General features: G+C 75.6%; 25 protein-coding genes. 16 read left to right on the top strand and 9 right to left on the bottom strand.

The features are described 5' to 3' along the window. The first annotated feature begins 181 nt into the window (after positions 1 to 181). The 9 genes from ACWIZO_RS11900 to ACWIZO_RS11860 are packed head-to-tail and all read left to right on the top strand — an operon-like array spanning position 182 to position 9,515. A complete protein-coding gene (locus tag ACWIZO_RS11900) occupies positions 182 to 1,372 on the top strand; it encodes an inositol-3-phosphate synthase (protein WP_448642651.1) in 1,191 nt (396 codons plus the stop codon). Then, entirely contained in the window at positions 1,369 to 2,289 is a 921-nt protein-coding gene (locus tag ACWIZO_RS11895) for a hypothetical protein (RefSeq protein ID WP_448642650.1), read from the top strand. Before ACWIZO_RS11900 ends, ACWIZO_RS11895 begins: the two co-directional genes overlap by 4 nt. Next, the gene (locus tag ACWIZO_RS11890) at positions 2,286 to 3,311 is read left to right on the top strand and encodes a class I SAM-dependent methyltransferase (RefSeq protein WP_448642649.1); all 1,026 of its coding nucleotides are present in this window, start codon (positions 2,286 to 2,288) and stop codon (positions 3,309 to 3,311) included. Before ACWIZO_RS11895 ends, ACWIZO_RS11890 begins: the two co-directional genes overlap by 4 nt. Then, on the top strand, positions 3,308 to 4,297 hold the full coding sequence (locus tag ACWIZO_RS11885; protein WP_448642648.1) for a Gfo/Idh/MocA family protein: 990 nt from the start codon (positions 3,308 to 3,310) through the stop codon (positions 4,295 to 4,297). The genes ACWIZO_RS11890 and ACWIZO_RS11885 overlap by 4 nt, the downstream gene beginning before the upstream one ends. Then, on the top strand, positions 4,294 to 5,268 hold the full coding sequence (locus tag ACWIZO_RS11880; RefSeq protein ID WP_448642647.1) for an MBL fold metallo-hydrolase: 975 nt from the start codon (positions 4,294 to 4,296) through the stop codon (positions 5,266 to 5,268). The genes ACWIZO_RS11885 and ACWIZO_RS11880 overlap by 4 nt, the downstream gene beginning before the upstream one ends. Beyond that, positions 5,265 to 6,728, top strand: coding sequence for a YcaO-like family protein (locus ACWIZO_RS11875; RefSeq protein ID WP_448642646.1), 1,464 nt, complete (start codon positions 5,265 to 5,267; stop codon positions 6,726 to 6,728). Before ACWIZO_RS11880 ends, ACWIZO_RS11875 begins: the two co-directional genes overlap by 4 nt. Next, positions 6,725 to 7,588, top strand: a complete 864-nt coding sequence (locus ACWIZO_RS11870; RefSeq protein ID WP_448642645.1) for a sugar phosphate isomerase/epimerase family protein — start codon at positions 6,725 to 6,727, stop codon at positions 7,586 to 7,588. The genes ACWIZO_RS11875 and ACWIZO_RS11870 overlap by 4 nt, the downstream gene beginning before the upstream one ends. Beyond that, a complete protein-coding gene (locus tag ACWIZO_RS11865) occupies positions 7,585 to 8,793 on the top strand; it encodes a glycosyltransferase family 4 protein (RefSeq protein ID WP_448642644.1) in 1,209 nt (402 codons plus the stop codon). Before ACWIZO_RS11870 ends, ACWIZO_RS11865 begins: the two co-directional genes overlap by 4 nt. Further along, the gene (locus ACWIZO_RS11860) at positions 8,793 to 9,515 is read left to right on the top strand and encodes a PIG-L deacetylase family protein (RefSeq protein ID WP_448642643.1); all 723 of its coding nucleotides are present in this window, start codon (positions 8,793 to 8,795) and stop codon (positions 9,513 to 9,515) included. Before ACWIZO_RS11865 ends, ACWIZO_RS11860 begins: the two co-directional genes overlap by 1 nt. Positions 9,516 to 9,627: 112 nt before the next feature. Here the strand turns inward: ACWIZO_RS11860 and galE are convergent, their stop codons facing one another. Next, positions 9,628 to 10,596 (bottom strand): UDP-glucose 4-epimerase GalE, encoded by a 969-nt coding sequence (gene galE / locus ACWIZO_RS11855; protein WP_448642642.1) that lies wholly within the window; start codon positions 10,594 to 10,596, stop codon positions 9,628 to 9,630. A gap of 92 nt (positions 10,597 to 10,688) precedes the next feature. Here galE and ACWIZO_RS11850 point away from each other — a divergent pair, with 92 nt between their 5' ends. Continuing rightward, positions 10,689 to 10,934 carry a glutaredoxin family protein gene (locus tag ACWIZO_RS11850; RefSeq protein ID WP_448642641.1) on the top strand — a complete coding sequence of 82 codons (246 nt, stop codon included), beginning with the start codon at positions 10,689 to 10,691 and terminating at the stop codon, positions 10,932 to 10,934. A 3-nt stretch (positions 10,935 to 10,937) separates the two neighbouring features. Here ACWIZO_RS11850 and ACWIZO_RS11845 read toward each other — a convergent pair whose 3' ends face one another. Continuing rightward, positions 10,938 to 11,579 (bottom strand): maleylpyruvate isomerase family mycothiol-dependent enzyme, encoded by a 642-nt coding sequence (locus tag ACWIZO_RS11845; protein ID WP_448642640.1) that lies wholly within the window; start codon positions 11,577 to 11,579, stop codon positions 10,938 to 10,940. Positions 11,580 to 11,647: 68 nt separating this feature from the next. Further along, entirely contained in the window at positions 11,648 to 11,974 is a 327-nt protein-coding gene (locus tag ACWIZO_RS11840; protein WP_448642639.1) for a hypothetical protein, read from the bottom strand. Positions 11,975 to 12,174: 200 nt separating this feature from the next. Here ACWIZO_RS11840 and ACWIZO_RS11835 point away from each other — a divergent pair, with 200 nt between their 5' ends. After that, positions 12,175 to 13,563 carry a PRC-barrel domain-containing protein gene (locus tag ACWIZO_RS11835; RefSeq protein ID WP_448642638.1) on the top strand — a complete coding sequence of 463 codons (1,389 nt, stop codon included), beginning with the start codon at positions 12,175 to 12,177 and terminating at the stop codon, positions 13,561 to 13,563. Positions 13,564 to 13,629: 66 nt separating this feature from the next. On the opposite strand, the gene ACWIZO_RS11830 is transcribed toward ACWIZO_RS11835, so the two are convergent. Further along, the gene (locus tag ACWIZO_RS11830) at positions 13,630 to 14,661 is read right to left on the bottom strand and encodes an aldo/keto reductase (protein WP_448642637.1); all 1,032 of its coding nucleotides are present in this window, start codon (positions 14,659 to 14,661) and stop codon (positions 13,630 to 13,632) included. 214 nt (positions 14,662 to 14,875) lie between these two features. On the opposite strand from ACWIZO_RS11830, the gene ACWIZO_RS11825 reads away from it, so the two are divergent. Then, positions 14,876 to 15,364 carry a hypothetical protein gene (locus tag ACWIZO_RS11825; RefSeq protein WP_448642636.1) on the top strand — a complete coding sequence of 163 codons (489 nt, stop codon included), beginning with the start codon at positions 14,876 to 14,878 and terminating at the stop codon, positions 15,362 to 15,364. Between the two features lie 63 nt (positions 15,365 to 15,427). Here ACWIZO_RS11825 and ACWIZO_RS11820 read toward each other — a convergent pair whose 3' ends face one another. After that, positions 15,428 to 16,258, bottom strand: coding sequence for an SRPBCC family protein (locus ACWIZO_RS11820; RefSeq protein ID WP_448642635.1), 831 nt, complete (start codon positions 16,256 to 16,258; stop codon positions 15,428 to 15,430). 264 nt (positions 16,259 to 16,522) lie between these two features. Here ACWIZO_RS11820 and ACWIZO_RS11815 point away from each other — a divergent pair, with 264 nt between their 5' ends. After that, on the top strand, positions 16,523 to 17,989 hold the full coding sequence (locus ACWIZO_RS11815) for a protein adenylyltransferase SelO (RefSeq protein ID WP_448642634.1): 1,467 nt from the start codon (positions 16,523 to 16,525) through the stop codon (positions 17,987 to 17,989). 272 nt (positions 17,990 to 18,261) lie between these two features. Here the strand turns inward: ACWIZO_RS11815 and ACWIZO_RS11810 are convergent, their stop codons facing one another. Next, positions 18,262 to 19,308 (bottom strand): nitronate monooxygenase, encoded by a 1,047-nt coding sequence (locus tag ACWIZO_RS11810; protein ID WP_448642633.1) that lies wholly within the window; start codon positions 19,306 to 19,308, stop codon positions 18,262 to 18,264. A gap of 230 nt (positions 19,309 to 19,538) precedes the next feature. Here ACWIZO_RS11810 and ACWIZO_RS11805 point away from each other — a divergent pair, with 230 nt between their 5' ends. From ACWIZO_RS11805 to ACWIZO_RS11795, 3 genes are all read left to right on the top strand, one after another. Beyond that, the gene (locus ACWIZO_RS11805) at positions 19,539 to 20,039 is read left to right on the top strand and encodes an inorganic diphosphatase (RefSeq protein ID WP_448642632.1); all 501 of its coding nucleotides are present in this window, start codon (positions 19,539 to 19,541) and stop codon (positions 20,037 to 20,039) included. 16 nt (positions 20,040 to 20,055) lie between these two features. Next, the gene (locus tag ACWIZO_RS11800; protein ID WP_448642941.1) at positions 20,056 to 20,445 is read left to right on the top strand and encodes a VOC family protein; all 390 of its coding nucleotides are present in this window, start codon (positions 20,056 to 20,058) and stop codon (positions 20,443 to 20,445) included. A 115-nt stretch (positions 20,446 to 20,560) separates the two neighbouring features. Further along, complete coding sequence (locus ACWIZO_RS11795) at positions 20,561 to 21,004, top strand: hypothetical protein (protein WP_448642631.1); 444 nt, start codon at positions 20,561 to 20,563, stop codon at positions 21,002 to 21,004. Between the two features lie 520 nt (positions 21,005 to 21,524). On the opposite strand, the gene ACWIZO_RS11790 is transcribed toward ACWIZO_RS11795, so the two are convergent. The 3 genes from ACWIZO_RS11790 to ACWIZO_RS11780 form a co-directional block, all read right to left on the bottom strand. Beyond that, a complete protein-coding gene (locus tag ACWIZO_RS11790) occupies positions 21,525 to 22,442 on the bottom strand; it encodes an NADP-dependent oxidoreductase (protein ID WP_448642630.1) in 918 nt (305 codons plus the stop codon). Between the two features lie 343 nt (positions 22,443 to 22,785). Next, on the bottom strand, positions 22,786 to 23,067 hold the full coding sequence (locus tag ACWIZO_RS11785) for a winged helix-turn-helix transcriptional regulator (RefSeq protein ID WP_448639184.1): 282 nt from the start codon (positions 23,065 to 23,067) through the stop codon (positions 22,786 to 22,788). Continuing rightward, positions 23,064 to 23,468 carry a VOC family protein gene (locus ACWIZO_RS11780; RefSeq protein ID WP_448642629.1) on the bottom strand — a complete coding sequence of 135 codons (405 nt, stop codon included), beginning with the start codon at positions 23,466 to 23,468 and terminating at the stop codon, positions 23,064 to 23,066. The genes ACWIZO_RS11785 and ACWIZO_RS11780 overlap by 4 nt, the downstream gene beginning before the upstream one ends. Positions 23,469 to 23,574: the final 106 nt, after the last annotated feature.

Here is a 23,574-nt window from a genome sequence, read left to right as displayed (position 1 = left end):
GGGCCCCGCAGCCCGTCGGCGAGGACACAACACGGGGGGCCACCGGGTTGCAGGCCAGAATCTTGGGTTCACCCGGCGACCGTGATGCTCCTGTGCCAGGCTCGGGACGGAGTGGAGCGGGTCCACCCCGAGGTGTGCGGAGGTCGTCTTGTCGCAGGGTTCTCGTCGCGTCGGCATTGCTGTGGTGGGTCTCGGAGGTGCGGTCGCCACGACCGCGGTCGCGGGCCTGGAACTGGTCCGCACCGGGGCCGCGGGCACCGACGGCCTGCCCCTGGCCGGCCTGGAGGTGGCCGGCGGGCCGGTCGAGGAGACGACCGGCCTGGTCGGGTACGACTCCCTCGTCGTCCGCGGGTGGGACCTCGACGGCTCCGACCTGCGCAAGGCCGCCGAGCAGCACGGCGTCCTGGAGGCCCGTCAGCTCGAGCAGGCCGGTCCGGCGCTCTCGGGCGTCACGCCCTGGCCGGCGGCCGGCGACGCCGACTTCTGCCGCAACGTCACCGGCGGCAACGTGGTGCTGGCCGCGACCCGCCGCGCGCAGGTCGACGCCGTCCGTGCCGACCTGCGCCGCTTCCGCGAGGAGGAGTCCCTCGACGGCCTGGTGCTGGTCAACCTGGCCTCCACCGAGCGCTGGCCCGACCCGGAGGCGCCCGCGCTGCAGACGGTCGAGGCCTTCGAGGACGGGCTGGACGCCGACGACCGCGCGATCACCCCGGCGATGGTCTACGCCTACGCCGCCATCGCCGAGGGCGTCGGCTACGTCAACTTCACGCCGTCGCTGGCCGCCGACGTCCCGGCGCTCACCGCGTTCGCCGAGGCCCGCGGTGTCCCGATCGCCGGCAAGGACGGCAAGACCGGCCAGACGATGATGAAGACTGTCCTCGCGCCGGCCTTCCGCAGCCGGTCGCTGACCGTCGAGGGCTGGTACTCCACCAACATCCTCGGCAACCGCGACGGCCTCGCCCTCGACGACCCCGACTCGCTGGCCAGCAAGCTGAACACCAAGGGCAGCGTGCTCGACTCGATCCTCGGCTACCCGGTCGAGGACCACGTCGTCCGCATCGACTACTACCGGCCCCGTGGCGACCAGAAGGAGGCCTGGGACGCCATCGACCTGGTCGGCTTCCTCGGCCAGCGCATGCAGGTCAAGGTCGACTTCCAGTGCCGCGACTCGATCCTCGCCGCGCCGCTGGCCCTCGAGCTGGCCCGGCTGACCGACCTCGCCCAGCAGCGCGGTGAGGGCGGTGTGCAGCGGCAGCTCGGCTGGTTCTTCAAGGCGCCGATGACCGCCGACGGCAGCGTCCCCGAGCACGCCCTCCACCGGCAGGAGTCCGCACTGCTCGACTGGCTGGCCGCCGGCGCAGCCGGCCGGTGACCGGCCTCGCCCCCTCTCCTGCCGCGACGCTCGCCCCGCTCGCCGCGCTGCGCCCGCTGCTCGCCGAGATCGGCGACGCCAAGCGGGTGCGGGTGGCCGGCACACCCGGCTCCCTGGCCGAGCAGGCCTTCGCCCGGGCGTGGGCGCGGCTGGTGTCCGGCGAGGACGTCGGCGCCGTCGCGTACTCCGAGACGGCGGCCGCCGTCGCCCGCGCCCGGCTGGCCGGCATCGACACCGGTGTGCTGACCTCCGCCGGCCTCTCCGACGACGAGGCGCTCGGCGTGCTGCGCCGCGCGTTCGACGAGGTGGCCGGCCCGCTGGACGACGGCCTGCGCGACCGGCTGCGGGCGTCCCTCGGGCCGCTGCCGGCGCCCGGTCCCGCTCCCGAGCTGGCCGGTGCCCTCAACGCGCAGCCGCGTGCCGGCGCCACCGCGCCGGGGAAGCCGCGGGTGGTGGTGGAGCCGCCGGAGAGCCACGGCGACCACTGCCTCACCGTCGCGGTCTACTCGGTGCTCGTGGCGCCGGTGGTGGGCGCCGACCCGGTCGAGCCGTTCCTGCTGGGCCTGGGCCACCACCTGCACAACGTCGTCCTGCCCGACGCCGGGTTCGCCGGCGAGGTGCTGCTCGGGAACGCCCTCGAGCGGGTGGTGACCACGCTGGAGGAGCGCGAGCTGGCCGACCTGCCGGGACCGCTCGCCGGGCGGCTGCGCGCGGTGCTGGCGCTGCGGCCGGGCGCCGAGGTGCCGGAGGCGCGGGCCTTCCACGCCGCCGACGTCCTCGACCGGGTGCTGCAGGTGCACCACCACGCGCGGGCGGCGGCGTTCACCGCCGCCCAGGCGCTCGACGACCTCGAACTGGTGCACGCCGGGCCGGTGCAGGGCTACCACCTCGACGTCCTGGGGGCGGCGGGTCTGTGACCGGCACGCTGCTCGACGCACCGGTCGTCGACGGGATCCCCTACGCCCGGGCCGGCCGCGACGACCTGCGCGACCGGGTCGGTGAGCTGGTCGCCACCGGGGACGTCGACCGGGCACGGGTGCTGCTGCTCGCCGACGCCGACGACTGGTGGACCGAGCCGCCGCCCCCACCCGAGCAGCTGGCCCGCGTCCCGGCCGCCCGCACGCTGCGCGAGGCGATGACCCTGCTCGGCATGGGGAGGGTGGCCGACTACTTCGCGCACCGCTGGTCGGACCCCACCCACCTGGCCGGCCTGGCGCTGCTGCAGCAGCACTGGCCAGGCAGCAGGCCGGTGGTCGACGTCGCCTGCGGGATCGGGGCGCACCTGCGCGAGCTGTCCCGCCGTGGGTGCACCGACCTCCTCGGCGTGGACGTCGTGTGGGCCAAGCTGTGGCTGGCGCGGCGGTTCGTCTGCCCGGACGCCCGCTACGTGTGCGCCGACCTCACCGCCGCGCCGGACCTGCGGGTCGGCTCCCCCGCCTACGTCATGTGCCACGACGCCTTCTACTTCCTGCGCGACAAGCCGGCCGCCGCCGCGGCGATGCGCGCGCTGGCCGGGGACGGCGGCACCGTCGTCGTCGGGCACGCGCACGTCGCCGACCCGCACGGGCAGCCGCTGACGCCCGAGGGCTACGCCGAGGTCCTCGGCACCGCGCTGCTCTACGACGACGACGAGCTGACCCGCTCGCTGCTGGCGGGCCGCCCGCCCCGGCCGGCCGACCCCGCCGACCTGCACGCGAGCGAGGCGATCGCCCTGGTGGCCGGCGACCCGCTCGCCCCCGCGCCGGTCGACCTCGGCGAGCCGCTGCCGCCGCTGGCGCCCAACCCGCTCTACCGCGACGGCGTGCTGACCTGGCCGAACGAGCGCTACGCCGCTGAGTACGGGCCGCGCTCCTCCCACCTGCCGCAGCGCTGGCCCGACCCGCTGCCCGCCGACGCTGCCCGCCGCCGGCTGCTCGTCGACCTCCCGGAGGCCTGGTGAGCGTCGGGTGGGGCGTCGCCGGGTGCGGGTGGGTGGCCCGCGACCACGCGCTGCCCGCGCTGCTCGCCGTCCCCGGCGCCCGGGTGGTCGCGCTGCACGACCTCGACCCCGTCGCGATGGAGCGGATGCCGGTCGAGGGCGCGCGGCGGACCCCCGACCTGGCGGAGTTCCTCGCCACGCCGGGCCTGGACGCGGTCTACGTCGCCGTGCCCAACGCCGGGCACCGGGCGCTGGCCGAGGCGGCCGCCGCGGCCGGCAAGGCGGTGCTGTGCGAGAAGCCGCTGGCCGCCGACGCCGGCGACGCGCAGGCGCTGGTCGACGCGTGCGCGCAGGCCGGCGTGCTGCTCGGCACCGCCTACGACCAGCGCTGGCACCCCGCCCACGTGCGACTGCGCGAGCTCGTGCCCGAGCTGGGCACGGTCACCGCGGTGCGGATCGTCTACTGCTGCTGGCTGCCCGGCGACTGGACGCCCGACGGCCGGCCGCACGACAACTGGCGGGTCGACCCCGCCCGCGCCGGCGGCGGCGCCGCCATCGACCTCGCCCCGCACGGGCTGGACCTGGCCGGCACGCTGCTCGGCGAGGACGTCACCACGCTCTCGGCGCTGCTGCAGACCCGGGTGCACGACTACGGCGTCGACGACGGCGCCCTGCTCACCGGCACGACCGACGGCGGCGTGCTGGTCGGCCTGCACGTCGCGTTCAACACCCCCGACGCGCTGCCCCGCCGCCGGCTGGAGGTGGTCGGCACCCGCGGGATGGCGGTCGCCGTCGACACCATGGGCCAGACGGCGGGGGGCTCCCTGACGCTGTACCGCCCCGACCCGGTCGACGTGCCGTTCGCCGCCGACACCTCGCCGTTCCAGGCGCAGTTCGCCGCCTTCACCGACGCGGTCGCGGGCCGCGCGCGGTGGCCGTACGCCCCCGCCCGCGACCTCGCCCTGCACCGCCTGCTCCTCACCGCTCTGGAGAGAGGGACCCCGTGAGCTCGCCCGACGTGCCCGGCGCCATCGACCGGACCACCGACCCCGCCGCCGACCTCGCTGCTGACGGCACTCGCGCCCGGCACGGCACCAGCCAGGTCGACACCAACCCCTACCGCGGCCTGCTGCCCGACCTGCCCGCCTACGCGTGCACCAACTGCGGGCACTGGCAGCGCTGGCCGGCGCCCGGGCCGGTGGTCTGCCCGGTCTGCGCCGACGTGCGCAACGCGCTGCCCGAGCACGGCTTCGAGTTCGTCACCGACAAGCAGGCCGACGAGCTGGTCACCGGGTCCTGGCGGCCGGCGCCGGTGGACGGCGTCACCGAGTTCGGCACCGAGCCGCGCTTCGGCCTCGACAGCCGCGGCTGGGTGATCGAGACCGACATCGGCCTGGTCGGCTTCGAGTGCGCCCCCTGGTACACCGCCGACATGCTCGCCGAGCTGCGCCGGATGGCGGCCGAGAAGGGCGGCTTCCCGGTGCTGGCGTCGTCGCACGTGCACGGGTACGGCGCGCTGTGGCAGCTGCAGCAGGAGCTCGAGCCGCGGGTGGTGTGCGTCAACGTGCACGACCTGGTCTGGACCAAGGCCTTCCGGGTCACCTGGCCGGCCGACGACGTCCTGACGCTCGCCCCCGACCTCACCCTGCACCGCACCGGCGGCCACTTCCCCGGGCACTCGGTGCTGCACGACGCCCGCCGCGGCGTCCTCTTCTGCGGCGACTCGCTCAAGGTCGACCTCTCCCCCGACGGCGAGCCGGTCGCGCTGTCCGCGCACAAGGCGTTCCACGCGCAGATCCCGCTCTCGCACGGGGAGCTGCGGGAGATGCTCGCCGTCGTCGCGGAGCTGGACTTCGAGGTGGTCGCGACGCCGTTCGAGATGGTCCCCGGGGTCACCACCGACCACGTCGTCCACCTGGTGCAGCGGCTGCTGTCCGGGCCGCCGGACGCCGCGCCCGTCCCCCTGGAGGAGCTGTGACGACGACCGAGGTCGCGCCGTCGCAGCGGTACCGCGACAGCTTCCCCACGCCGGTCGAGGACTTCGCCATCGCCGGCATCGACGTCCTCGACGTGCCGCTGCACAGCGCCGTCCTGCCGCCCTCGGAGCTGCACCCGGGTGGCAGCGGGCTGGGCTACGGCGCCACCCGGGAGGAGGCCCGCACCGGCGCGATGGGCGAGATGGCCGAGATGGCGCTGTCGCTGCGCGCGCACCAGGGCGTCGTCCGCGAGCAGGGTTCCTACGCCGAGATGAGCCGCCGGCACGGCCGCGACCGGGTCGCCGACCCGCGCGAGCTGTGCCTGGAGGCAGGCAGCCCGTACGACGACGACCGGCCGCTGCAGTGGCTGCCGATGACCCGGCTGCGCGACGGCGAGCAGGTGCTGGTGCCGGCCGAGCTCGTGGCCTCGGCGCCCGACGACCTGCCCGGCGACCCGCCGCCCGGCGGCTGGCTCACCACGGTCATCACCAACGGCCAGGGCGCGGCGTTCGACGCCGACCGCGCGGTCACCCACGCGCTGCTGGAGGTGCTGCAGCGCGACGGCAACGCGACGGCGTTCCGGGCGATGGACCGCGGCGTCGTCGTCGACCTCGACGGCCTCACCGACCCCGACGCGCGGGCGCTGCTCGACCGGCTCGACGCCGCGGGCATCGACGTCGTGGTCAAGCTGGCCTCGACGGAGTTCGGCGTCGTCGACGTGTACGCGGTGGGCTGCTCGCGGGACGGCTCCGAGTCGGTGCCGGTGATGGCCACCGCGTGCGGCGAGGCGGCCCACCCCGACCGCGACACCGCCGTCCGCAAGGCACTGCACGAGTTCGCGTCGGCCCGCGCGCGCAAGGCGTTCATGCACGGGCCCTACGACGTCGTCCTGCCGGCCACCCCGGCGGGATACCTCGACCACTGGCGCACCGGGCACCCCCCGGAGCGGCTGGTCGAGGAGGACCGCGCGCTGCAGGCGATGCTGGCCTGGACGCGGATGGGCACCACCGCGCTGGTCGACCTGCTGCAGGACACGGTGCTGTCCCGCCGGTCGACCGTGGCGCTGGGCGACCTGCCTGTCTGGCGTGGGGACGACCTGCACGCGCAGGTCACCGGCGCGGTGCAGGCGGCCGGCCACGACGTGCTGGTGGAGCTGCAGCCCTCGGTGGGCGAGGCGGTGGCGGCCAAGGTGCTCGTGCCGGGGCTGGAGGTCGAGACGATGTCCTACGGGCGGATCGGAGAGCGTGGCGTGCGACGGCTGAGAGAGCACGGTGACCGGCTGGTCGCCGTGGGGACCGACCCGGGCGGCTGGGCCCGGGTGCACCTGACCGCCGACGCCGAGGAGCGCCTGGGCGGGCCGGCCTGGTTCGACCGGGCCGGCGCGGACCGGCGGGTGGGCGCGCTGTACGCGCTCTACCGGGAGCCGGGCCGGCACGTGGTCGCCGAGGTCCTGGCGTCGTGAGCGGGCTCGCGAGCTCACGCGACGGGCAGGGCAGCCTGCGGTACGCCTACAACACCAACGGGCTGACCTCGCACCGGCTGTCCGACGCGCTGTCCCTCCTCGCCGACTGCGGCTTCGCCGGAGTCGCGCTCACCCTCGACGTCGTCCACCTCGACCCGTTCGCCCCCGACGCGTTCGCCCAGGCCGAGAAGGTGCGGGCGCAGTGCGACGAGCTGGGCCTGGGCGTGGTCGTGGAGACCGGCGCCCGCTTCCTGCTCGACGCGCGGGCCAAGCACGAGCCGACCCTGGTGACCGCCTCCCCCGAGGGGCGGGCGCGCCGGCTGGCCTACCTGCGGCTGGCCTGCGACCTGGCCGGTGTGCTCGGCGCGGAGGCGGTGAGCTTCTGGGCGGGCGTCCCCCGGGACGGCGTCGACCGGGACGCCGCATGGGGCTGGCTGGCCGACGGCGTCCGCGCGCTGGTCGACAGCCACGGCGGCCGCTCGTACGCGCTCGCCGTCGAGCCCGAGCCCGGGATGCTGGTCGAGGACTGCGACGGCTGGGCCCGCCTGGCCGCCGAGGCGCCCGGGATCACGCTGGCGCTGGACACCGGGCACTGCGTCGTCGCCGGGGCGTACACGCCCGAGGAGGCGGTGGCCCGGTTCGCGCCGCACCTCGGGACGGTCGCGGTCGAGGGCATGCGCCGCGGCGTGCACGACCACCTGCCGCTCGACGAGGGGGACCTGGACCTGCCGGCGGTCCTGCAGGCGCTCGTGGACGTCGACTACCGGGAGCTGGTCACCCTGGAGCTGTCCCGGGACAGCCACCGGGCGCACGAGATGGTGCCGCGGTCGATGGCGACGCTGGTGGCAGCCGGCGGATGAGGATCTGCTTCGTCAGCCGCCGCTACTGGCCGGCGGTCAGCGGGATGAGCGTCTACGCGGAGAACCTGCTGCGCGACCTGGTGGCCCTCGGCCACGAGGTGGTGCTGGTCAGCCAGTACCGCGACGACGAGGCGGGCACCCGCGTCTACGGCGGCGGCCCGCCTCCGCCCGACCGGGTGCCCGCCGGCGTCGAGGTGCACGCGCTGCCCAGCCGCGGGGAGACCGTCGTCCCCGCCGACTGGGAGGGCGACATCGCCGAGATCGTGCGCACGGTGCTCGACCTGCACGCCGAGCGCCCCTTCGACGTGCTGCACGCGCAGTACGGCTACCCGCCGGGGCTGGCGGTGCTGGCTGCCGCTCGCGAGACCGGACTACCCGCCGTGGTGAGCATCCAGGGCGGCGACGGGCACTGGGTGGGCACCTGCTGCACCACCCACGCGTACGCGATGCACACCGTCGTCGACGCCTCCGACGCCGTCCTCATCGGCAGCGCCAGCTTCCGCGACGAGGTGGTCGGCAACCTGGGCTCGGACCCGGCGCGGTTCACGATCGTGCCCGGCGCCACCGACACCCGCCGGTTCACCCCCGCCGAGCGGCCGCTCGGGTCGCTGCAGGACCCGCCGGTGCTGCTGTTCCACGGCCGGGTCGACCGCCGCAAGGGCGTGCTCGACCTGCTCGAGGCGCTGCCCGAGGGCGTCCGGCTGGTCGTCTCCGGCATCGGCCCCGACCTCGACGAGGCCCGCGCCCGCGCCGACGGGCGGACGACGTTCCTCGGCTACGTGCCGCCCGACGAGGCGCCGGCGGTCTACCGCTCGGCCGACGTCTTCGTCAGCCCCACTTACAGCGAGGGCTTCTCCAACACGCTGCTGGAGGCCATGGCCAGCGGGCTGCCGACGGTGAGCACCGACAGCGTCGGCGTCGTCGACTGCCTGCGCGACGGGGAGAACGGCCTGCTGCACACCCCGGGTGACGTCGCCGGGCTGCGCGCGGCACTCGACCGGCTGCTGACCGACGGCGCACTGCGGGAGCGGCTGGCGACGACGGCGCTGGAGGAGGTGCGCCGGCTCTACTCCTGGCCGGTGCTGGCCCGCTCGATCGACGGGGTGTACCGGGACGTGGCCGGGTCGACGCCGTCCGCGGACTGGACGATGCCGCCGGAGGTCGACCTCTCCTGCCGGTTCCGGTCGGCCGCGCACCTGCTCTGATGCAGGTCACCGCGGTCAGCCCGCACCTCGACGACGCCGCGTTCTCCGTCGGGGGCACGCTCGCCGCCCTGGCCGACGCCGGGCACGAGGTCACCGTGGTCACCTGCTTCACGCGCAGCGTCCCCGACCCGCGGGGCTTCGCGCTGGCCTGCCAGCTGGACAAGGACCTGCCGGCCGACGTCGACTACATGGCCCTGCGCCGCGACGAGGACGCCGCCGCCATGGCTGTGCTCGGCGCGACGCCGCTGCACCTGGACCTGCGCGAGGCGCCGCACCGCGGGTACGAGAGCGCGGCGGAGCTGTTCGCCGGCGTGCACGAGGACGACGACGCCTGGACCGACGTCCGCGCGGCGCTGACCGGCCTGCCCGGGGACCTCTGGCTCGCCCCGCAGGCGCTCGGGGCGCACGTCGACCACCTGCAGGTCCTGCGGGCGGTGGCCGGCACCGGCCGGCCGGTGCTGTGGTGGCGGGACTCGCCGTACGTGCTGCGCGACCCGGACGCCCGGCCGGGACCGGACCTGCCCGGCGGCCTGGCCCCGGTCGAGCTGCCGCAGGACCTGGGCCGGCGGGCCGACGCGTGCGCCTGCTACCGGACCCAGCTCGGCTTCCAGTTCGGCGGCGCCGAGGCCATGCGCGCCGCGCTGGCCGGCCTGCCGGAGGTGCTCCTCGCCGACGCCGCCGCCCGGGAGCTGGCCCGGGCCGTGGTGTCCCGGGCCCCGTAGTGCTCTGCCCACCCCTGTGGGCAGAGCACGACTGGCCACGGAACAGGTCCCCGGCGGCCCCTTCGTGCTCTGCCCACTCCGGTGGGCAGAGCACGACGTCGCGCGGGAGGGGTCAGAGCGGCTGCAGGGCGCGCCAGGCCTCCCAGGCACTGGTGATCATCTGCCGCAGGTCGCGGGTGGCCCGGAAGCCCAGGTCCCGGCCGATCCGGTCGACGGCCGCGACCACCCGCGCCGGGTCGCCGGGGCGCCGGCCGGTCACCTTCGGGGTGGTGTCCCCGCCGGTGACCTCGGCGACGACGCGCAGCACCTCCAACACGCTGCTGCCCTCGCCGCGGCCCACGTTGTAGGTGCCGCCCGGCCGACCGGCGGCGAGCGCGCGGGCGGCGGCCACGTGCGCGTCGGCGACGTCGGAGACGTGCACGAAGTCCCGCACGCAGCTGCCGTCGGGCGTCGGGTGGTCGTCGCCGAACAGCAGCGGCGGCCGGCCGGCGTCCAGGGCCTCGAAGACCAGCGGCACCAGGTTCGCCGTCCCCCGGTCGCCGAGCTCGGGGGCGGCGGCGCCGGCGACGTCGAAGCAGCGCAGGCTGGTCGCGGTCAGGCCCCAGACGGCGCAGTCGCGGAGCAGGTCCTCCCCGGCGAGCTCGGCGCGGCCGTACGGGGACAGCGGGCAGCAGGCGGTGTCCTCGGGGACCCGGTCGGCGTCGGGCATGCCGTACACCGCGGCGCTGGAGGAGAACACGAAGCGGGTGACGCCCTTGGCCCGGCAGCCCTCGAGCAGCGCGACGAGCCCCTCGACGTTCTCGGCCCAGTAGAGCAGCGGGTCGACGACCGACTCGGCAACCTGCGTGCGGCCGGCGAGGTGGACGACGCCGGCGACGCCGGCCTCGCGCAGCACCCGGCGGACCATGCCGCGGTCGCGGACCGAGCCGACCTCGAACCGCACCTGCGGGAGGCCGGCCAGCCGCCCGGCGTCGCCGGTGGACAGGTCGTCGAGGACGACGACGTCCTCCCCGGCCGCCACCATGGCGTGCACGACGTGCGCCCCGACGTACCCGGCTCCCCCGGTGACCAGCCAGCTCACCCGCCCAGCCTGCCTGCTCCCCGCGCGACCCGCTTGCCCACGACCGGCCGTCCTGGGACCGTGCCGACCGCAGGACCCGAGGGAGGACCGCCGTGACCGACCAGGCCGTCACCGTGTACTACAGGCCGGGCTGCCCCTGGTCGGCGAAGCTGCGGGCGAAGATGGCGCTGACCCGCTTCCCCCACCGCTCGGTGCGCTTCGCCGACGACCCGGAGGCCGCCGCCGCCGTCCGCGCCCACCACCCGGAGGGCTGGGAGGTCTCCCCCACCGTCGTGGTCGGTGGGCAGTACCTGACCAACCCCTTGCTGCGCGAGGTGCAGGAGGCGGCGCGCGGCTGACGGTCAGCCGGGGGAACCGGCGGCCAGCCGTCCGGCCGCCGGACCGGTCAGCCGCCCGGCGGGCTGCCGGCGGCCGCAGACCGCGACCAGCAGGTCCTGCGCCCGTCCCTCGACGACCTCGCCGTCGCCGTAGGACCAGTCGGCGTCGGTGGCCTGCAGCCGGACGCCGGTCAGGTCGACGCCGAAGAGCCGCAGCTGCTTCGGGCGCAGGCCGGAGAGCACCAGGGCGCACCGCTCCGGAGCGGCGTACCGGTCGTCGAGACCGAGCGCGACGGAGACGTCGAGACCGTGGATGACGTCGTGCGACAGCGCGCCGAGCGGTCCGCCGCCCGGCGGGGACCACGCGGTGTCGACGTTGTCGCGCAGCGAGGCGACCAGCCCGGCCGGGCTGGTCCCGGCGGCGTCGCGACGGGCGGCGCGGTCGGCAAACCGGTCGAAGCTCCCGCGGGCCCGCACCAGCCCCAGCAGCACCCGGCGGGTCGAGTAGCGGAAGGGCATCGTCGTGTGCGCGAGCACCTCCCGCACCCGCCACCCTGCGCACAGGCTGGGCGTGTCCCACTGCCCGTCGTTCAGCGAGGAGTACATCGCCACCTGCGCGCGCCGCTCGGCCGCCGTCGCCTCGCGGATCCCGTCGTCCGTCGTCACGTCGTCCTCTTCCCGTCCCGTCCCGTCCCGTCGCGGGGTGGACCAGACGGGTGGCCGGGACTCATCGGTCAGGCCGGCGGTGTCCCCTCCTCCAGCGCGCGGAGCCGCCGCTCCAGGAGCGCGAGCCGGTCCTCGACGGCGGGGACCGGGTGGACCTCGGCCGGGGCGGGAGCCGGGGGCACGACCAGGCCGGCCAGGGCCTCCGACAGCCGCCCCACGAGGGAGGCCGCCTCCTCGGGCGTGAGGTGCACGCTGCCCACGCACCGGTCGTCCCGCCAGAGGCTGAGGGCGAGCAGGCCGGTCTCGGCGTGCGGCGAGACGCGGACGGCCCGGGTGCGGCCGCGGGCGCTCTCCCAGGTCCACCGGCCCGCGGTCGGCAACGGGACGACGCTCATCACCGCAGCGTGGTCTCCCCGCACCGGCACGTCAACGCGAGCAGCCGTCCCGCCTGCCCGGAGGACCGCGGCGGTGAGCTGCTGCTTTCCGCCGCCGGGGCCGGGACCGACGTCCGGTTGGGCGGAGGAGACCGGGGTACGGCGGCCTCGAGAGGGGCGGGCCACCAGGGCTCCGCCTGCGCGAACAGGGGAGAACGGCCATGGCACTGCCCGACCGGGACTCGGTCCGGAACTGGGTCGGCATGACGGTGGTCGGCCGCGACGACGCCGAGATCGGCGCGATCACGCACCTGCTGGCCGACGACGAGACCGGCTCGCCGGAGTGGTTGTACGCCACCGTGGAGGGCGAGACGGTCGTCGTACCGCTGCTCGACGCGAGCGAGGTCGACGGCCGGGTGCGCGTGGTGGTCGAGCGCACCGCCGTCGTCGCTGCCCCGCGGTTCGGCGAGAGCCGCGAGCTGACCACCGACCAGGAGGCGCAGCTCTACCTCCACTACGGCATCCAGTACTCGACGGAGGCCTCCGAGAGCGTGCTGCCGGCCGCCGAGGCCGAGCCGGAGGTCGCGCCGCGCGACCCGGAGGCGGTGCCGGACACGCCCCCGCCGCCGGTGGCGCAGCCCGGCGACTCCGACTTCGGGCTGGTCGAGCGGCCGCCGACGAGCGCGGCCGCGCGGGCGGCGCAGGTCGGCGGCGCGGTGGCCGCGCTGCTGGGCGTCGGGGCGGTGGTCTTCTCCACGGTCCGCCGCGGCCGGCGGCCGGCGCGGCGGGGATCGCGGCCGGCGCGGCGGGCGTCCCGCCGGGCGGGCCGGGGAGCCGCGCGCGCGGCGCAGCAGGCGCGGCGGGCCCAGCGGAGGACGGCGCGCCGGGCGGTCGCCGTCCCGGCGGCCGGCCGGGCGCGCCTGCAGCACCTGTCGGCGTCGGTCGCGCCCCTCGCGAGCACGGCGGCCGCGCGCGTGGCGACGGCGTCGCGGGCCGGCACGCAGCGGCTCTCGGCGTCGGTCGCGCCCCTCGCGGGCACGACGGCCGGCCGGCTGGGGACGGTGTCGCGGACCGGCGCGGAGCAGGTCGGCCGCGCGACGGTCATCGCCGCGCAGCGGGCCGCCGCGACCGGTCCGGTCGTGCGGGCACGTGCCGCCGCGGCAGCCGCGGCGGCCGCTCCGCTCCTGACGTCGGCGTCGTCGACCGCCCGGGCCCGGGCGGCGGAGGCCGCGACCGCGGCCGGTCCGCTCCTGGCCACGACGGGGTCGGCCCTGCGACGCGGGGTGGACGCCGGCGCGCGGAGCGCCGACCGGGCGCTGGACGCGGGCTCCGTGCTCGCGGTCACCGCCGCGTCCCGGGCGGCCGAGGCCGCCGCGGAGCTCGGGCAGTCGGGTCTGCGGGCGGCGATGCAGGCCGAGCGCCGGGTCGAGAAGGTCCCCGAGGCGGTGGCCAGGAGCGCGCACCGAGTGGAGAAGCGCGCCAAGCGGGCGGCCCGGCTGACCTCGCTGGGGCTGGGCATGGGCACCGGCTACGTCCTCGGCGCGCAGGCCGGGCGGCCCCGGTACGAGCAGATCGTGCAGGCGGTCGGCCGGGCCACCGGTCGCGCGTAGCGGCACGACGCGCTGCGACACCACGGCGGAGCGGCCGGGTCCCGCCGGGACCCGGCCGCTCCGGCGTCAGGCGCCGGACAGGTCGCGGCTGCGCTGCTCGGTGCCGACGTCGCCGTAGGGGTAGTCGGCGGCGCCGGGCTCGCTGACGGCATCGAGGCGGGCGGTCTCGGCGTCGTCGAGGACGAGGTCGGCGGCGCCCAGGTTGCCCCGCAGCTGCTCCGTCGTCCGGGCGCCGAGGATCACCGAGGTCACCGCGGGCCGGGCGGCGAGCCACGCGAGCGCGACCTGCGCCATCGGCGCCCCGCGCGCCTCGGCGACGTCCTGCACGGCCTCCAGCACGTCCCACGTGCGCGCCCGCCCACCGACGCGGTCGTAGGCCTCCATGCCGCGGCCGGGGTCCTCGCCGAGCCGGGTGGCGCCCTCGGGCCGCTGGTCGCGGGTGTACTTGCCCGACAGCCAGCCGCCGGCCAGCGGTCCCCAGGGCAGCAGCCCCAGGCCGTTGTGCAGGCAGGCGGGGACGATCTCGAACTCGATCTGCCGAACCAGCAGGCTGTAGGAGGGCTGCAGCGTGACCGGCACGGCCAGGTGCTCGCGCTCGGCGAGGTCGACGGCCCTCTGCACCTGCCAGCCGAGGAAGTTCGACAGGCCCGGGTAGGCGATCTGCCCCGCGTGCACCGCGTCGTCGAGGAAACGCAGCGTCTCCTCGAGCGGGGTGTGCGGGTCCCAGGCGTGCAGCTGGTAGAGGTCGACGTGCTCGACGCCGAGCCGGCGCAGCGAGTCCTCCAGCGCGCGGCGCAGGTGCCGGCGGGAGTTGCCGACGGCGTTGGGCTCGGCGCCCATCGGCATCCGACCCTTGGTGGCGAGGACGACGCGGTCGCGGACGTCGGCCGGCCGCGCGGCGAGCCAGCGCCCGACCATCTCCTCCGCGACGCCGGCCGAGTAGACGTCGGCGGTGTCGACCAGCGTGCCACCGGCCTCGACGAAGACGTCGAGCTGCTCGTGCGCGCCGGCCTCGTCGGTCTCGGCGCCGAAGGTCATGGTGCCCAGGCACAGGGACGAGACCGCGCAGCCGCTGCGGCCGAGCGTGCGGTGCTCCACGACGGTGCTCCTGTCCTCGACGGTCACGTGCGCCGCGCCGGCGGGACGGCGGGCGGCACGGCCGACGCTGCCCCAGGCGACCGCGGGCCGCCACCGCTGGGTCCGGCGCCGGCGGGACGCCAGAGGCCGTGGGCCCTGTCCTCGGCTCCCCGGTGCGCGCAGAGTCGGGCGCCCTGCGGCCGGAGCGGACCGGCCCCGTTCCGGAGGAGGCACCATGGTCCGACGACGCGTCGTCGCCGTCTCGGCGGCGGGGGCCGCCCTCGCCACCGCGGCCCTCGTGGTCCCCGGCGCCGTGGCGGGCGCCGACCCGGGCCGGGGCGGGGACGACGGCGACCGCGAGGTCGTCCTCGAGTTCCACGTCGTCACGAGCCCGTTCAGCTACACCGACCTCGGCGAGCCGGGCCCCTCGGCCGCGGACGTCATCGTGTTCTCCGACCGGCTGCAGCGGGACGGCGCCGACGTCGGCCACGAGGTCGGCAGCTGCGTGGTGGTCGACCCCTCCGGGCTCTCCACCTGCACCGCGGTCGCGACGCTGGACGGCGAGGGGACCGTGGCCTACGCGTTCGAGAACGCGCCGCCGCCGGAGAAGACCCTGGCGGTCACCGGTGGGTCCGGCGACTACCGGACGGCCCGCGGCGACGGCGTCTTCCTCGAGCACGGGGACGGGACCGCGACGCTGACCCTCTCCCTCGTGCTCGGCTGAGCCACCGCTCCCCGGGACGCCGGTCGGTGGAGGAGACGTCGTCTCCCCCACCGACCGCGCGGGTCAGCGGCTGCCGCCGCCGATCATCGGGTCGTCGCCGTCAGGGCGCACCCCCCGCTCGACGCCCTCGGTGGAGCTCGTGCCGGTGTAGCCCTCGGGGTCGGACTCCGGGACCAGCACGTCGTCGCGCACCACCGCGTCCGGCGGCGGCTGCTCCACGACGGTCACCTCCTGCGGCTGGACGACGCCCTCCGGCTGCTCGACCGGCCGGGTCTCCTGCTCCCTGCTGCCCGACGTGGCCGCGGCCGCGGCCGCGGCTGCCGCGACACCGGCCACGGCCGCGACGCCGGCGGCGACCGCCTTGCCCGAGACGCCGGCCTTGCCCTTGTCGCCGTGCGAGCCGTAGGCGTCACCCGTGGTCGGCGTGCCGACGTCGAGGTGCTCGTTGACCGAGCCGCGCCACGCGCCGCTGGCGTACCCCTGGTCCTCGATGAGCCGCTTGAACCGCTCGAGGTCGGACTCGGCCTGCCGCCCGACGATGCCGAGCTTGTCGCCCACCTGCTCCACGAGGCCCTCGGGCTCGTACTCGAGCTCCAGGTAGACGATCGTCGAGTTCGGCCCGGCGGGCTGGAAGCGGACCGCACCGGCGTTGGTCGCGCCGCTCGTGGCGGCCCAGGCGACCTTCTGGTCGGGCACCTGCTCCAGGACGGCGGCGTCCCACTCCCGCTTGACGCCGCCGATCTCGGCGACCCAGTGCATGCGGTCGTCGCCGAGCTGGCGGACCTCCTTCACCCCACCCATGAAGTGGGGGAAGTCCTCGAACTGGGTCCACTGGTTGTAGGCCGTGGTCACCGGGACGTCGACCTGGATCGACTTCTCGACCTTGGTGGTCACTGTTCCTCCTCCGTTGCGGGGTGGTGATCCGTGCTGCGTCCGGCATTACCCCAGGTCAGGCGGGACAAGCGCGGGTCGCCCGTCCTCGTCGGGCGGCGGGGCCGACCCCCGGGCCCATGGTTGCCATAAGACAACGGTCTCGCGTCTGGAGGTCACCGTGCGCGCGCTCACCGTCACCCCGGGGACCCCGGACTCGGTCGCCGTCCGTGACGTCGCCGAGCCCGAGCCGGGCCGCGGCGGCTCGCCCGTCGTAGCCTGGGACAGATGAGCGTCGCGCCGCCGTCGACCGTCCGTCTCGAGTCCCGCTTCGCCCGGGACCTGCCGGAGATGGCGGTGCCGTGGCAGGCGGCTGACGCGCCCGACCCGCGGCTGCTCGTGCTCAACGAGCCGCTGGCCACCGAGCTCGGCCTCGACGCCGCGTGGCTGCGCGGCGCCGAGGGCGTCGGCCTGCTGACCGGCACGGTCGTACCCGACGGCGCCGCGCCGGTGGCGCAGGCCTACGCCGGGCACCAGTTCGGCGGCTTCGTGCCGCGGCTCGGCGACGGCCGCGCGCTGCTGCTGGGTGAGCTGACCGACACCGGGGGCCGGCTGCGCGACCTGCACCTGAAGGGGTCCGGGCGGACGCCGTTCGCGCGCGGCGGCGCCGACGGCCTGGCCGCGGTGGGCCCGATGCTGCGCGAGTACGTCGTCAGCGAGGCCATGTACGCGCTCGGCATCCCGACGACGCGGTCGCTGGCCGTCGTCGCCACGGGCCGGCCGATCCGCCGCGAGACGCTGCTGCCGGGCGCCGTCCTGGCGCGGGTGGCGAGCAGCCACCTGCGGGTGGGGAGCTTCCAGTACGCGCGGGCCGCGGGCGACGTCGACCTGCTGCGCCGCCTGGCCGACGTCGCGATCGCCCGGCACCACCCGGCCGCGGCCGACGCCGACGACCGCTACCTCGCGCTGTTCGAGGCGGTGATCGCGGCGCAGGCGTCGCTGGTGGCACGGTGGATGCTGGTCGGGTTCGTGCACGGGGTGATGAACACCGACAACACGACGATCTCCGGCGAGACGATCGACTACGGGCCCTGCGCGTTCCTCGACGCGTTCGACCCGGCGACGGTCTACAGCTCCATCGACCACGGCGGGCGCTACGCCTACGGCAACCAGCCGATCGTCATGGAGTGGAACCTGGCCCGGTTCGCCGAGACGCTGCTGCCCCTGCTCGCCGACGAGCAGGAGCAGGCCATCGAGCTGGCGGTCGGGGCGCTGGGCGGGTTCCGCCCGGCGTACAACGCGGCCTGGTCGGCCGGCATGCGGCAGAAGCTGGGCCTGCCGGAGGGGCTGGAGGAGTCGGTGGCGACGGGCCTGATGGACGACCTGCTGAAGCTGCTGACCGCTGACCACGTGGACCTCACGTCGTTCCACCGGTCGCTGTCGGGGGCGGCGCGGGGGGCGGCCGAGCCGACGCGGGAGCTGTTCCTGGACCTCGCGGGCATCGACGGCTGGCTGGAGCGCTGGCGGGCACTGGCGCCCGACGCCGACGCGATGGACCGGGTCAACCCCGTCTACGTCCCGCGCAACCACCTGGTCGAGGAGGCGCTGCAGGCCGCGACCGACGGCGACCTGGCACCGCTGCAACGGCTGCTCGAGGCGGTGTCGCGGCCCCTCGACGAGCGGCCGGGCCTGGAGCGCTACGCCACCCCGGCGCCGGAGACCTTCGGCTCCTACACGACCTTCTGCGGCACCTGATCAGCTGACGACGGCGGGCGGCAGGCCACCGATGTCCCCGCCGCGACGCCGTCCGCAGCGCCGACAGACCCGCGCCCGTTCCGGCCCCTGCGGCCGTTCCTCGACAGGGTGGGCCTCCACCCAGTCGTGCAGACCGATCCGGCACGCGAACGGCTTCCCGGCCATGATCGGACGCTAGGCGCCGGCCCGTGCGGCCGACAGTGCCGATGGGCTCGGGGAAGCGCCGGTTCCGGGCGGGGCGTGTCCGGCCGCGCCGTCCTCCTGGACCGCGGTCAGCGACTCGTCATCGAGGTTCCTCGGCCGGCGAGCGCGGCCCGGGCGTCGTCGGCGAGCCGGCGGACGAGCTCCCCGGCGGGCAGGGCCTCGACCAGCGGGTGCCCCTGCCCGGCCCACAGGTTGACGCCGTCGGGGTCCCCGGCCTTCCTCGCGGCGGCGCGCAGCGGCGTCGTCAGGTGGTGCACCTGCGGATAGGCCGCCGGGGCGCCGGCGGTGTGCTCGGCGAGGAAGCGGTTGACCAGCCCGCGGGCGCGCCGGCCGCTGAAGGCCCGGGTCAGCGCCGTCGCCTCGTACGTGGTGAGCGCCTGCCGGTGCGCCGGGCTGGTGCCCGCCTCGGGGCAGCACAGGAACGCCGTGCCCAGCTGGGCCGCCTCCGCGCCGGCCACGAGCACCGCGGCCACCGAGGGGCCGTCCACGAGCCCGCCGGCGGCGACCAGCGGGAGGTCCACGGCCCGGTCGACCAGGCGGAGCAGCGTCAGCAGCCCGTACTCCCCCACCCCGTCGGCGTCGCCGAAGTCGCCGCGGTGCCCGCCGGCCTCGACCCCCTGCACGGTCAGCGCGTCGGCACCCACGTCGCGGGCGGCCACCGCCTCCTGCGGCGTGGTGACCGTGACCAGCACCGTGGCGCCGGCGTCGTGCAGCGCGGCGACCATGTCGGGCCGGGGCAGCCCGAAGGTGAACGACACCACCGGCACCCGCTCCTCGACCAGCAGGTCGACCTTCGCCGCCCAGGCGTCGTCGTCGGCCCGGGGTTCCCCCAGCTCCACGCCCCACCGCTCGGCGTCGGCCCGCAGCTCCCCGGCGTACCGGCGGACGGCCTCGTCGTCCCCGGGCGGTCCCGGGACGAAGACGTTGACGCCGAACCGCTCGCCGGTCAGGGCCCGGACGGCCCGCACCTCATCGGCCACCGCCGACGGGCTCTTGTAGCCGGCCCCGAGGAACCCGAGCCCCCCGGCCTCCGACACCGCCGCGGCCAGCTCCGGCGTCGAGGGACCGCCGGCCATCGGCGCCTGCACGACCGGCTGCCGCAGTTCCAGCACCATGCCTGCCTCCCCAGCTCGCGAGCGAACGCCGTCCCCTGCATGGTGCCGCAGCACGGCGTCTGCGCCGTCGCTCCCGTCCAGGAGGACGCCCCGGGGACTCGGCGGCGGCACGAGTTGACGCGCGGGAGGCGCTGGGTCAGGGTCGCCTGGGGGTTCCGGACCCGGTTCCCGACGCCGTCGGCGCCCGACCTGTCCGGGTACCGGGTCCCACGGCCTGAGGAGGAGTGCCCGTGCTGGTCGACGTGGTCGTCGAGGTCCCCAAGGGCTCGCGGAACAGGTACGAGTACGACCACCGGCTCGGCCGGATCCGGCTGGACCGGATGCTGTTCACCGCCACCGGCTACCCCGGCGACTACGGGTTCGTCCCCGACACCCTCGCCGAGGACGGCGACCCCATCGACGCGCTGCTCCTGCTCGCCGAGCCGACGTTCCCGGGCTGCGTGGTGCGCGCGCGGGTCATCGCGGTGTTCTGGGTGGACGACACGCGAGGTCCCGACGCCAAGCTGCTGTGCGTGCCGGCGACCGACCCGCGGCAGCTGCACCTGCAGGAGCTCGAGGACGTGCCCATGCACCAGATCGCCGAGATCTGGCACTTCTTCGAGATCTACGAGGCGCTGGCGCCGGACAAGTCGGCCGAGACCCGCGGCTGGGAGCGCAAGGCCCAGGCGATCGCGGCACTGGAGGACGCCCGGCGCCGGTGGGTCGAGCAGTCCGCCGCGGCCGGCGGCTGAGCGTCGTCCGGTGGAGATGAAGCTCGAGCTGGTGCCGATCCCGGTCACCGACGTCGACCGCGCGAAGGCCTTCTACGTCGACCGGCTGGGATTCGTCGAGGACGTCGACGTCCGGCCCGCCGAGGGCGTGCGGGTGGTGCAGCTGACCCCGCCCGGTTCGGCGTGCTCGATCGGCCTGGGCACCGGCCTGCCGGCGTACGACGACGCGCCGCCCGGGTCGGTCAAGGCGCTGCACCTGGTCGTCGCCGACATCGAGCGGGCCCGCGCCGAGCTCGTGGGCCGCGGCGTCGACGTGGGTGAGGTGGTGGACGTCGGTGGCGGCGTCAAGTACGCCGGGTTCGCCGACCCCGACGGGAACACCCTGACCCTGCAGGAGATGCCCTGGCGCACCGGGGACGCGTTCTAGGACGCTCACGAGGCCCGGTCGGCGCACGCGGGTTGGCGCGCCCGCCACTGGGTAGCGGCGGGCGCAGCGGTGCCCGAGGTGGTCGCCGGGACGTGTGGACGACTGGAGGAGAGCCATGGGCAAGGTGACGTTGGGGATCGGCCTGGGGATCGGGTACGTGCTCGGTGCGCGCGCCGGGCGCGATCGCTACCAGCAGATCGTGCAGGCGGCGCAGGGCTTCCTGCGCCGACCGGAGGTCCAGCAGACCGTGGGGAAGGTCAGGGACGCCGCTCCCGCTCCCCTGCGGGACGGCATCGACCAGCTCACCGGGCAGGGCTCCGGCGGCCAGGGATCGAGCGGTCAGGGATCCGGCAGCCAGGGATCGGGCGGCGGGACGGGCGGCACGGGGACGACCGGCGTCGGGATCGGCGGCAGCCCGATCGGCGTCGGGACGGCCGACCCCCAGACCATTGCGGAGACGGTCGTCTCCGACGCGCCGGCGTCGGGCACGGGCGGCGCCGGGCGGGCGACCGGCTCCGTGCCGGACCCGCTGATCCCCCCGACCAGGTCGAACGGGTAGTCGCGGGGCGCACGACCGACGAGCGCGCCGGCTGGCGGGACGAGGTCCTCGTCCCGCCACCCGGCGCGACGGTGCCGTGGCGGCGCGGCCTGCCGCGGACGACGGTCATGCGGTGCGTCTCGGGCAGTCTCCCGTGTGTCGAGGACCCGCCGTCGGTTCCGTCCCTGGGCTGGACCCACCGATGAGCACAGGAGGGTGCAGCCACGGCACGCGTCCTGTGTGCGGACTGTCCGTGCCTGGCTCACCCCTTACACACCCACGTGTGCTCGGCGCCGGCAGCTCTGGTGTCCGGTCGTGTCCTCCACGGGGTCCTCGCTGCCGGCAAAGCCTAGGGGATGGCCGATTTGTTCCTGAGGTACGACCGGTGCACCTGGCGAGCTCGACGTCGCCTGGTTCGTCGGCGAGCACGTGTGCGAGGAGGCCGCAATACCGCGGCGAACCAATCGGCCCCTCCCCGCCCTGGCCACGCGGCTGACGCTGATCCACGAGGAGGGCAGGACCGGTTCCTGTCCCCGAGTCCTCACGGACGAACGCTGATGATCGTCTTCCCCGTGCGTCGCTCGGTGGGGTTGAGGGCGGCGACGGCATCGTCGAGGGTCGCGACGTGGCCGATGTTCGTCCGTAGTCGTCCGTCCCGCACCCGCTGCACGACCTCACCCAGTTGGGCTCGATCGGACTCGACAACGAAATCGACCGCCAATCCGTCGGCGGGCCGCGCGTCGATCGGTCCGACGACGGACACCAGCGTTCCCCCGGCTCGAACCAGACCGGCGGACCGCTGCTGGATGTCGCCGCCGATGACATCGAAGACCAGATCGACTCCGTGGACGTCTTCCAGCGCGTCGTTGTCGAGGTCGACGAACTCCTGCGCGCCGAAGTCGAGCGCCTTCTGACGGTCGGCGGCGCGCCCGGTGCCGATGACGTACGCCCCGAACTCACGCGCGAGCTGCGTCACCATCGCCCCGACGGCGCCGGCCGCGCCGTGCACGAGCACGCTCTGCCCCGCCCGGAGACGGCCGTGCTCGAAGAGTCCCTGCCACGCGGTCAGCCCCGAGATCGGCAGACTCGCGGCCGCCGTGAAGTCGACGTCGCCCGGCAGCGGCGCGAGGTTGCGTGCCTCGACGGCCACGTACTCCGCCAGGGTGCCGTCGCGATGCCAGTCCGTGAGGCCGAACACCCGCTGTCCCACCGACAGCCCCGTCGTGCCGTAGCCGAGGGCGGTGACCACTCCGGCCAGCTCGTGCCCAGGGATTGACGGTGTTCGGTCACGGTCGCGGCGATCGGTCCAGGTCGAGGGCCACGCCAACTCGGTCGGGACGAATCCCGACGCGTGGACCTCGACGACGACGTCGTTGATCGCTGCCGGCGGCTCTGGCCGCTCCACCAGCGTCATCCCGGCCGTGCCCGCCGCCTGGTCCGTCACGACGATCGCCTTCATCAGGCACCTCCCTGCATCCGGTCCTCCCTGCTGCGCCATCAGGCCTGCCCGGCCTTCGCCAGCGTCGTCAGCGAGGTGAGGCGTGCATCACACCTTGCCTCGGAATCTCGTTCGGTCAATCGCTGTCACGAGACAACTGCTGGCCCGACCAGGCCTCAGGGGGGCTGGCAGTCGGTTGACACTGGATTGTGAACGACTACGTCCTCACCGCGGAGAACCTCATAACGGATCGACCCTAGAGCCGCCCTTGCGGCGAGCCGGCCGGCTGTCCCATAGCGGCCCACTATGAGACGGGCCCCGCCACGGCTGAGCCCCTGTAGCGCATCGCAATTCCGCGCCACACCTAGGCCTGCTCGGCGCCCCAGCGTGCGAGCGCGACGATCGCCTCGCGCAGGGCGAGGCCGCGGTCGGTCAGGGCGTAGGCCCGGGTGTTGTGCCGGAGCGGCAGGCGGGTCAGGACGCCGGCCGCTTCGAGCTCGCGCAGGCGGGTGGCGAGCATGTTCGTCGGTACTCCGAGGTCGCGCTGCAGGTCGCCGTAGCGCTGCGGCCCGTCGAGCAGCCGCTCCACGATGAGCAGGGCCCACCGGGCTCCGACGATGTCGAGGGCCGCGGCGAGGTCGCTCATGTGGTCGGAGCGGCGTCCGGCTTCATCCAGAACGGTGAGTAGTGGTAGCCGTCGGGGTCGTCGAACTGGCGCTGGTACATGAAGGGGTAGTCGTCGGTGTCGCCGATCCGCCCGCCGGCGGCGCCGGCGCGCTCGGTGAGCTCGTCGACCGCCTCGCGGCTGCCGAGGTCGAAGGAGACGGTGACTTTCGAGGGCGTGTGGGGTCCGCCGACCAGTTCCTCGACGCCGCCGACGCGCGCGTACATCTCGCGGCTGCCGAGCATGACGTACTGCTCGGGCGCGATCGCGAAGCAGGACACGTTGTGGTCGGACATCTCGGCGTTGAGGGTCCAGCCGAGGGCGGTGTAGAAGGCGGTCGCGCGCTCGACGTCCTCGACGGGGCAGGTGATGAAGAGGCTCATGCGATGACACTTGCAAAATGCAAGTACGACGTCAAGTCCCGGCCGCGCGCTCCGGTTGGGTCGTGTTCATAGGGAGCTTTCACTACGGCTAGGTGGGTCTTGAACG

The organism is Geodermatophilus sp. URMC 63 (assembly GCF_053502565.1).
Note: the sequence above shows the minus strand (reverse complement) of the source record. Positions and strands in the feature narration are given on the sequence as shown.

What these genes read in the sequence shown, in the direction of transcription:
- ACWIZO_RS11865 (WP_448642644.1), top strand. Translation starts at nt 7,585, where the DNA reads ATGAGGATCTGCTTCGTCAGCCGCCGCTACTGGCCGGCGGTCAGCGGG.
- ACWIZO_RS11860 (WP_448642643.1), top strand. Translation starts at nt 8,793, where the DNA reads ATGCAGGTCACCGCGGTCAGCCCGCACCTCGACGACGCCGCGTTCTCC.
- ACWIZO_RS11840 (WP_448642639.1), bottom strand. Translation starts at nt 11,974, where the DNA reads ATGAGCGTCGTCCCGTTGCCGACCGCGGGCCGGTGGACCTGGGAGAGC.
- ACWIZO_RS11835 (WP_448642638.1), top strand. Translation starts at nt 12,175, where the DNA reads ATGGCACTGCCCGACCGGGACTCGGTCCGGAACTGGGTCGGCATGACG.
- ACWIZO_RS11825 (WP_448642636.1), top strand. Translation starts at nt 14,876, where the DNA reads ATGGTCCGACGACGCGTCGTCGCCGTCTCGGCGGCGGGGGCCGCCCTC.
- ACWIZO_RS11815 (WP_448642634.1), top strand. Translation starts at nt 16,523, where the DNA reads ATGAGCGTCGCGCCGCCGTCGACCGTCCGTCTCGAGTCCCGCTTCGCC.
- ACWIZO_RS11810 (WP_448642633.1), bottom strand. Translation starts at nt 19,308, where the DNA reads ATGGTGCTGGAACTGCGGCAGCCGGTCGTGCAGGCGCCGATGGCCGGC.
- ACWIZO_RS11800 (WP_448642941.1), top strand. Translation starts at nt 20,056, where the DNA reads ATGAAGCTCGAGCTGGTGCCGATCCCGGTCACCGACGTCGACCGCGCG.
- ACWIZO_RS11795 (WP_448642631.1), top strand. Translation starts at nt 20,561, where the DNA reads ATGGGCAAGGTGACGTTGGGGATCGGCCTGGGGATCGGGTACGTGCTC.
- ACWIZO_RS11790 (WP_448642630.1), bottom strand. Translation starts at nt 22,442, where the DNA reads ATGAAGGCGATCGTCGTGACGGACCAGGCGGCGGGCACGGCCGGGATG.
- ACWIZO_RS11785 (WP_448639184.1), bottom strand. Translation starts at nt 23,067, where the DNA reads ATGAGCGACCTCGCCGCGGCCCTCGACATCGTCGGAGCCCGGTGGGCC.
- ACWIZO_RS11780 (WP_448642629.1), bottom strand. Translation starts at nt 23,468, where the DNA reads ATGAGCCTCTTCATCACCTGCCCCGTCGAGGACGTCGAGCGCGCGACC.